The organism is Sulfurimonas sp., assembly GCF_027056685.1.
Classification (GTDB): Bacteria; Campylobacterota; Campylobacteria; order Campylobacterales; family Sulfurimonadaceae; genus Sulfurimonas.
Genome location: NZ_JALUKE010000220.1, coordinates 1 through 6,964 on the forward strand (window position 1 = coordinate 1; position 6,964 = coordinate 6,964).

Annotated in this window: 11 protein-coding genes and 1 pseudogene; 10 read left to right on the forward strand and 2 right to left on the reverse strand. The window is 34.0% G+C overall.

From position 1 onward, the window contains the following. The 6 genes from MVY38_RS09770 to MVY38_RS09795 form a co-directional block, all read left to right on the forward strand. Positions 1-223: hypothetical protein (locus tag MVY38_RS09770; protein ID WP_297485685.1), on the forward strand; the 223-nt coding region annotated here is incomplete at its 5' end. Between the two features lie 167 nt (positions 224-390). Beyond that, positions 391-642 carry a hypothetical protein gene (locus MVY38_RS09775; RefSeq protein ID WP_297485687.1) on the forward strand — a complete coding sequence of 84 codons (252 nt, stop codon included), beginning with the start codon at positions 391-393 and terminating at the stop codon, positions 640-642. 10 nt (positions 643-652) lie between these two features. Next, entirely contained in the window at positions 653-919 is a 267-nt protein-coding gene (locus MVY38_RS09780) for a hypothetical protein (RefSeq protein WP_297485689.1), read from the forward strand. After that, entirely contained in the window at positions 894-1,568 is a 675-nt protein-coding gene (locus tag MVY38_RS09785; protein WP_297485691.1) for a hypothetical protein, read from the forward strand. Before MVY38_RS09780 ends, MVY38_RS09785 begins: the two co-directional genes overlap by 26 nt. A 122-nt stretch (positions 1,569-1,690) precedes the next feature. Continuing rightward, positions 1,691-2,137: a hypothetical protein gene (locus MVY38_RS09790; protein ID WP_297485693.1), complete on the forward strand. Its 447-nt coding sequence runs from the start codon at positions 1,691-1,693 to the stop codon at positions 2,135-2,137. 120 nt (positions 2,138-2,257) lie between these two features. Beyond that, on the forward strand, positions 2,258-2,686 hold the full coding sequence (locus MVY38_RS09795) for a terminase small subunit (RefSeq protein WP_297485695.1): 429 nt from the start codon (positions 2,258-2,260) through the stop codon (positions 2,684-2,686). A gap of 110 nt (positions 2,687-2,796) precedes the next feature. Here MVY38_RS09795 and rpsU read toward each other — a convergent pair whose 3' ends face one another. Further along, entirely contained in the window at positions 2,797-3,009 is a 213-nt protein-coding gene (gene rpsU, locus MVY38_RS09800) for a 30S ribosomal protein S21 (protein WP_013325822.1), read from the reverse strand. 89 nt (positions 3,010-3,098) lie between these two features. Between rpsU and dnaG the strand changes: the two genes are divergently transcribed. The 3 genes from dnaG to MVY38_RS09815 all read left to right on the forward strand — a co-directional run bounded on the left by dnaG (position 3,099) and on the right by MVY38_RS09815 (position 6,308). After that, positions 3,099-4,769, forward strand: coding sequence for a DNA primase (gene dnaG, locus MVY38_RS09805; RefSeq protein ID WP_297485698.1), 1,671 nt, complete (start codon positions 3,099-3,101; stop codon positions 4,767-4,769). Positions 4,770-4,861: 92 nt separating this feature from the next. Continuing rightward, entirely contained in the window at positions 4,862-5,839 is a 978-nt protein-coding gene (locus tag MVY38_RS09810; RefSeq protein ID WP_297485700.1) for an argininosuccinate synthase domain-containing protein, read from the forward strand. 46 nt (positions 5,840-5,885) lie between these two features. Then, complete coding sequence (locus MVY38_RS09815) at positions 5,886-6,308, forward strand: hypothetical protein (protein WP_297485702.1); 423 nt, start codon at positions 5,886-5,888, stop codon at positions 6,306-6,308. On the opposite strand, the gene MVY38_RS09820 is transcribed toward MVY38_RS09815, so the two are convergent. Then, positions 6,305-6,523 (reverse strand): hypothetical protein, encoded by a 219-nt coding sequence (locus tag MVY38_RS09820; RefSeq protein ID WP_297485705.1) that lies wholly within the window; start codon positions 6,521-6,523, stop codon positions 6,305-6,307. The two genes, MVY38_RS09815 and MVY38_RS09820, sit on opposite strands and share 4 nt — an antisense overlap. A gap of 106 nt (positions 6,524-6,629) precedes the next feature. On the opposite strand from MVY38_RS09820, the pseudogene MVY38_RS09825 reads away from it, so the two are divergent. Then, positions 6,630-6,964: pseudogene (locus tag MVY38_RS09825) on the forward strand (hypothetical protein); the annotation flags it as partial.

Here is a 6,964-nt window from a genome sequence, read left to right on the forward strand (position 1 = left end):
ATCTACAAAAGTTGAACATACTTTAACTACTGAAGATATAAAACATATTAAAGATGGTAATATTTATAATACTAAATTTGATGCAAAAATAGAAAACGCAAATATTTCAGAATATCAAGAAACTGTATCAAAGCATCTTATTGAGCTACTTAATACTAAGGAAGCTTTAGAAGACAACTTTAACCCTTACCTTACAATTACCTCCAATAACTCCCTACAGTAAATACTTCCACGGTTTGAAGCTATAAAACACATATCAAACCGTTTTTACTAAAGGACTCCACCCAAGTATAATCATAGCCGTTAACAAATACAGTAAAATTTTTTAATTACTGTATCGCCACCCTTTGGCTAAGGGCTTATACTTGAAAGGGTATAAAAGAAGAATTAATGAATAAACTACTTACGGAAGAACAGAGAGAATTATACTCTTTGATGTTACCAATATACGGTGCTATTTTGAGTCAAAAAGAAACAGCAGGAGCTATTAAAAAATCACTCCCTACACTTTACAGAATGAGAGAGCAGGGAATAGGTCCAGCTTATAAAAAGTTAGATAGTAAATCTAAAAACGGCACGGTTACTTATCCTTTACAAGAGATAGTTAGATACTTAACTGAATCTAATGTGAAAACGGCATAAGGTTGATATGATGAAAACTTTAAGTCATAAGCTACACATTTTAAAAACTCTCTTAGATAGTGATATAAAGCTCACGGCAACAGATTTTAGTTATGTATCAAATGCAAATCAATACTTTTGTGAGTTGGAACTTCAAGGGCTTATTAAGAGCGAATGGGGCAAAAAAGGGAAATCAAAAGTAAAACTTAGATATGTACCAAATGAGCTAAGAGAGAAAGCGAGTAAATTTCTCTCAACTCACATAAAATCAAATGAAGCCGATAACGGCAGTAATTGACTCCGTGAATATCAGTAGCTCAAAGATGGAAAGCTATTTTTTTAATAATGAAAATTATAGCATAGAAACAGTCAAAAGCATAGGAGTATTTGAGCCTGATAGATGGGTGCAGGAGTTTAAAAAGTCTCTTACTCGTAACATTGTAGAAGCAAAGATACTTCATACCTCAACGGGCTTGATGTTGCCTATAAAACGGCATAGTAGAAGCCAAAATATGCAAGTGATAGAATTTGCAGGGCTTCACGGCTATACTGAAAAATCAACGCTTTTAAGTGAGCTGCTAAGTGATTTAATGGAGCTAATCAAACACGAATACATAGTGCGACTTGATGTAGCGATAGACTTCAAAGGCAAGATACCAAACAAGGTTATTAAAAAACTTTGTGAGGATAGAGAACCTTTTAGATTTTGGAACACTACTTACTACAAAAGCAAAAGTGAGAAGAAACAAAACAATCGTTTAAATATCAAAACTTATAGCAAGTCAAACAAAGAAAAATTAGGCGAAGAAATCAACAGACTTGAATTTGTGTTTTTGAGAGATTATCTTAAAAAATTACAGGTCAAAGACATTGAAAAATCTTTTAAAAAAATGGAGAAAACTATAAAGCGATTTAGTGGCTTAGAGGTGCAAATCTCATTCCTTTAAGTTATATACTAAGTTTTTTCTTCAAAACCTCCACTTTAGCCCAAGAAATAGGGCTTTACACGAGGTCAAAAAGTGAAAGCTAAAAATGATAGTTTTTTCTTATATAAAAAGGAGAAAATAAAATGAAAAATACACAACTGATAAACGAACTACACAAACTTACAACAAAAGAGAAAAGACAGGTGCTAAATGCATTATGTTTTAATGAGGGTGGCTATGAATTATCAAATCCTAATACGCTGATGGAACATTTTGGAGTAAGTGCAGATGATTTAATGCACGATATTAAATCTGAACTCAGTTGGATATTAGGAGCAGGTGGCTTTGTACCTGATATACAGTTAATTGTTGGAGAAAATACAATAAATAAGTGCTTAGAAAAATATCCAAATTTTGATATTAAATTTACGCAGTCAATACTTAACGACTTAAAAGAAATGAATTTAAAAGAGATGAAACAAGCAAAGCAGGACTATAAGAAAATTTATCAAGCAGATGATAAAGCTTATAAGTTTATAGAGTTGATGGTAGCATCCAAGAAGCGTTTTAAAGAAACAAAAACTCAATAATGAGTAATGTTACCTCTAAGTTGTATTTATGGCTTAGAGGTGCATTTATAGCACTATAAAAGGATTTCAATCGATGAGAAGAACAATCATAACAGAAGATATAATCAAGGTAGGTTTAGAGTGGGTGATTTAACAGCGAGACAAATTAAATTTTGTGAACATTACATCATAACAAGAGATATAAAACAATCTTCTTTAGAAGCAGGGTATAGCTTATCTTATAGTAAATCAAAATCTTATGAATTGCTACAAAAAAGTAAAGTGCTTGAAAAGATCAAAGAGCTTGAAAGTGAATATAATCAAAATCATTTTAAAAAACTCTCACTTGTTGCAAATACAGAGCTTGAGAACATTTTGGTTAATAGTGAAAATGATAGTGCTAAACTTAGAGCTATTGAACTTGTATATAAACTAAGTGGAATTATCCAAGATGATAAAATATCTTTGCATATAACTAATACAAGCATCCAAGAAAATAAAGTCTTAACAATAAATGATTTTTACGAAGATGTTAATGATACGCTTGATGAATTTTACATAGAAGATTAAAAGAAAAAAGAGTGATTTTTAAGGAGTAAGTATAAATAAGGTAGAAATAGACTTTAAAAGCAATCCTTAAAGACGCTTTTAAAGCCCTATTCGTCGAAGTTGTGTAGTAATTACAGTCTTGACTCGTAGCGTCTCATCATATAAAGACGTTTAAGCATTTTTTTACGAGAAGCAATTTTGAATTTCTTACGTTTTTCAGTCTCTGTTTCATGGAAACGGCGAGCACGAGCTTCTGTAACGATTAAGTTACGGTCAACTTGTTTTTTGAAACGTCTGTAAGCAGCATCAAAGTTGTCATCTGAACGAAGTACAATACCAGGCATATCACATCACCCACTTTCTGTTAAAATTTGAACTGAAATTATAACCAAATTTTATCTATTTAGCAAATTTACTATAGTATAATGCGATTATGATTGCACAAGACTCCATAGAAGCCTTAAAGGCACGACTTGATATTGTTGATGTTGTCGGCTCCTATGTTGAGTTGAAAAAGGCAGGTGGAAATTTTAAAGCACCCTGTCCTTTTCATGATGAAAAATCCCCCTCATTTGTTGTAAGTCCACAAAAACAGATATTTCACTGTTTTGGATGTGGAGCTGGTGGCGATGCTGTAAAATTTGTGATGGAGTATGAGAAACTTAACTACCCAGAAGCACTTGAAAAACTCGCAGAGTCTTATAACTTTACACTCACATATACCGATAACAAACATAACAAACCTCGTTCACAGGTGATGGACAAACTTAATGAGTGGTACCAAACGCTCCTCACTCATAATCAAACAGCTCTGAGTTACATACAAGAGCGTGGTATTTATGAGAGCAGTATTGAGAAATTTGGCATTGGGTACGCGCCCGATTCAAACGCAACTATCAACTACATAAAGTCGCAACAGTTCTCCATCAAAGAAGCGGTTGATATGGGTGTGGTCGGTTACAATCAGGAGCGCAACCAGACCTATGCTCGTTTTATTGAGCGTATTACCTTTCCCATCTACTCTGCTAATGGAAGTATAGTTGGTTTTGGTGGGCGTACTATTACAGGACATCAAGCAAAATATGTAAACTCACCAGAGACTGCGTTTTTTAATAAATCTCGTCTGCTTTATGCTTACCATCTTGCAAAACAAACCGTGCATAAAAAGCAGGAAATCATCATTACAGAGGGCTATCTTGATGTTATTATGCTTCATCAGGCGGGTTTTGATAATGCTGTGGCAACCCTTGGAACAGCACTTACTCATGAACACTTACCTCTTCTTCGTAAAGGTTCGCCTCGTGTTGTGATGGCATATGATGGCGACAAAGCAGGGCGGGCTGCAGCACTTAAGGCTTCTAAACTTTTAAGTGCAAGTGGCTTTAATGGTGGCGTGGTTGTATTTGGTGGTGGACTAGATCCTGCAGATATGGTAAAAGAGGGGCGAGTAGAAGAGCTTGGCAATATGTTTAGAGATCCAAAGCCCTTTATAGAGTTTGTGCTTGATGAGATACTTTCACTTTACAACCTGCAAGATCCAAAAGCAAAAGAAGCGTGTATGCAAGAGGGCATTGCTTACTTAAAAACACTCTCCCCGATTTTACAAGAGGAGTACAAAACCTACCTTGCTTCTCGTCTTGGTGGTTTGGGAGTTTCGCCTTCACTACTGCGTTTAAATAACCAAACGCAGCCAAATATGAATAATGCTCCCCTCGTACAACAAAACAAGCATCGTGATATGTGGGAACTCTCTTTAATAAAAACGATTTTAGAAAAGCCAGAGTTTATTGACCATATTTTAGATGTTATTGAACCTTCATTATTACAATTTCATTCACGAGAGTTTTCAGCAGCATTAGCTTCAAAGCTCGATGACCCTGAACTGATGGCAATAATGGTTGATGAGAGTATTGTTTCACTTAAAGATGAAGAGTCGCTAAACGCAGAGTTGTGTACATTTTTAACGAAGTATTATGAGAGAGAGTTAAAAAAGATAAATATAACAACAAATATAAGTTTTGAAGAGAAGGCATTTTATATTAGAAAATTTCGTGGTAAAATTGCAAAACTCAAACGCAGTGAACTTGTCTCATTAAGTGACTAAATAAGTTCTATTCTTTTGATATAATTTCAAAATTCAAAAATAGAGGTAAACTGGCAGAGAAGTTCTGCTCTTGTGCCTTAACAAGGAAAAAAATGAAAGCAATAGCACTTTTTAGTGGTGGTCTTGACTCTACACTAGCGATGAAACTCATCATAGATCAAGGTATAAATGTCTTAGCAATCAACATAAATACAGGTTTTGGAAGCACAAAAGACAGACGCGAGCATATGCAGAGTATGTGTGATCAAGTAGGTGCAGAGTTTAAAATCATTGATATTCAAAACGAGTACCTTCAAGATGTCCTTTTTGACCCAAAACATGGTTATGGAAAACATTTTAATCCTTGTATAGATTGTCATGCAAAAATGTTTGCCGTGGCGAAACGCATTATGGAAGCAGAGGGTGCTTCCTTTTTAATAAGTGGTGAAGTGATGGGACAACGCCCAATGAGCCAAAACAAAGATGCCCTGCAGACTGTTCTAAATGAGAGTAATTGTGATGGGCTACTTTTGCGTCCAATGTCGGCAAAAAAACTTGCTCCTACCATTGCAGAGATAAATGGCTGGGTTGATAGGGAAAAACTCGAGGGCATAACAGGAAGAAGTCGCGAGAGACAACTCTCTCTTGCTACTGAGATAGGACTCGAAGATTTTGAATCTCCAGGTGGTGGATGTCTCTTGACAGATGACAACTTTGGTAAAAAGATGTTTGACTTTATAGAGTATGATACATTTGAAGTAAAAGATATTCCTGTTATGAAGCATGGGCGTCACTTTCGTCTTAAAGATGGAGCAAAATTTGTTGTAGGTCGAAACAAAGAGGAGAATGAACACCTTCAAAGTATTGACAATGACAAGTATTATCACATAAAAACTGTGGGTATTCCTGGCCCTCATGGACTTCTGAGTAAAAATGCAACACAAGAGGACAAGGAATTTGCTACAAAAGCAATATTGGCTTATACAAAGGCTAAACCTGATGAGAGTTTCGGTGTTGCGTTTGATGGCGAAGAAGTTACAGCGAGTGCATTTGATTCACGGGATGTGATGAAACCATACACTATTCAATAATTTTTTTGTTATACTAGTGTAATATTTTATTTAATAAGGTGAAATAATGGCAGGAATACACTTCTCTTTTGACAACTTTAAGCAGTTAATGAAGCTTAATATTGGAATATCTGATCGTTTAGATGAAAACCGCGCAGAGAGTTTTACGCTGCTATATTGTAATTTTGATGGTATTTCGGATGAGCTTGTTGAGAACTCATTACTTGATATTTTAAGAACATCAGATTCTATTGTAAATCATGAGGGTGATTACTTTTTTGTGCTCCCTTATACAGATAAATATGGCGCAGAAATAGTTAAAAAGATGTTTGATGAATTTTTTGAAAAATATCTTGACTTTTTTATGCTCTCTTATCCTGCTGATGGCGAAACAGCAGAAGAACTTTTTGGTACTATGCAAGATAGTGTAAGCACTTTTTATAAAAAAGATTTGCACTGTTTAGATAGATTTTCTAAACAATATAATTAAAAAGCTTTTTTTGTAAATTTATAATATTTTGAGTTTTTATAAAAAGAGATTGCATCTGTAATCTTTTGCTCATTATATACTTTCTTATCGCAAACCCATCTGCATTTTATTTTTGAGTTATTTATAGCCGCTCTATTTTCTTTTGTAAGTTTTGTATCATAAATATGCTCACAAAACAGCGTCATCGGCAAGAGTAAAAATAGTAACTTTTTCATAAACACAATATCGGAAGAATTATTATTATATTAAATAAAATGGAACAATAAGTGCTATATTTTCTAAAATAGTTTTATATAAAGAGAAAAGATTTAGGGGAGAATGATGATAGCATTGGATATAAAACAGCAAAGCAGCGATGTGATTTCACCATTAAACTTATCTGCCAAAGAGGAAAAACCACTTCTCTCTTTTGCTTCTTTACTAAACGCAGTCAAGGATATACATCTAAAAGGTGAAAGTTTAAAACCTTTTGATAAAGTATTAAAATCTTCTGATAAAGTCTCAAAAACTTCCAATAAAAGTGATTTTTTATCTTTATTGAAAAATCAACCAGAAGAGACTCTAAATCCTCAACTTACGGCTTCGATGAGTTCTGATGAAGTAAAACAACTTGTCTATCAAGCAAAGAAATATATAAAATCACAAATATATAGTAG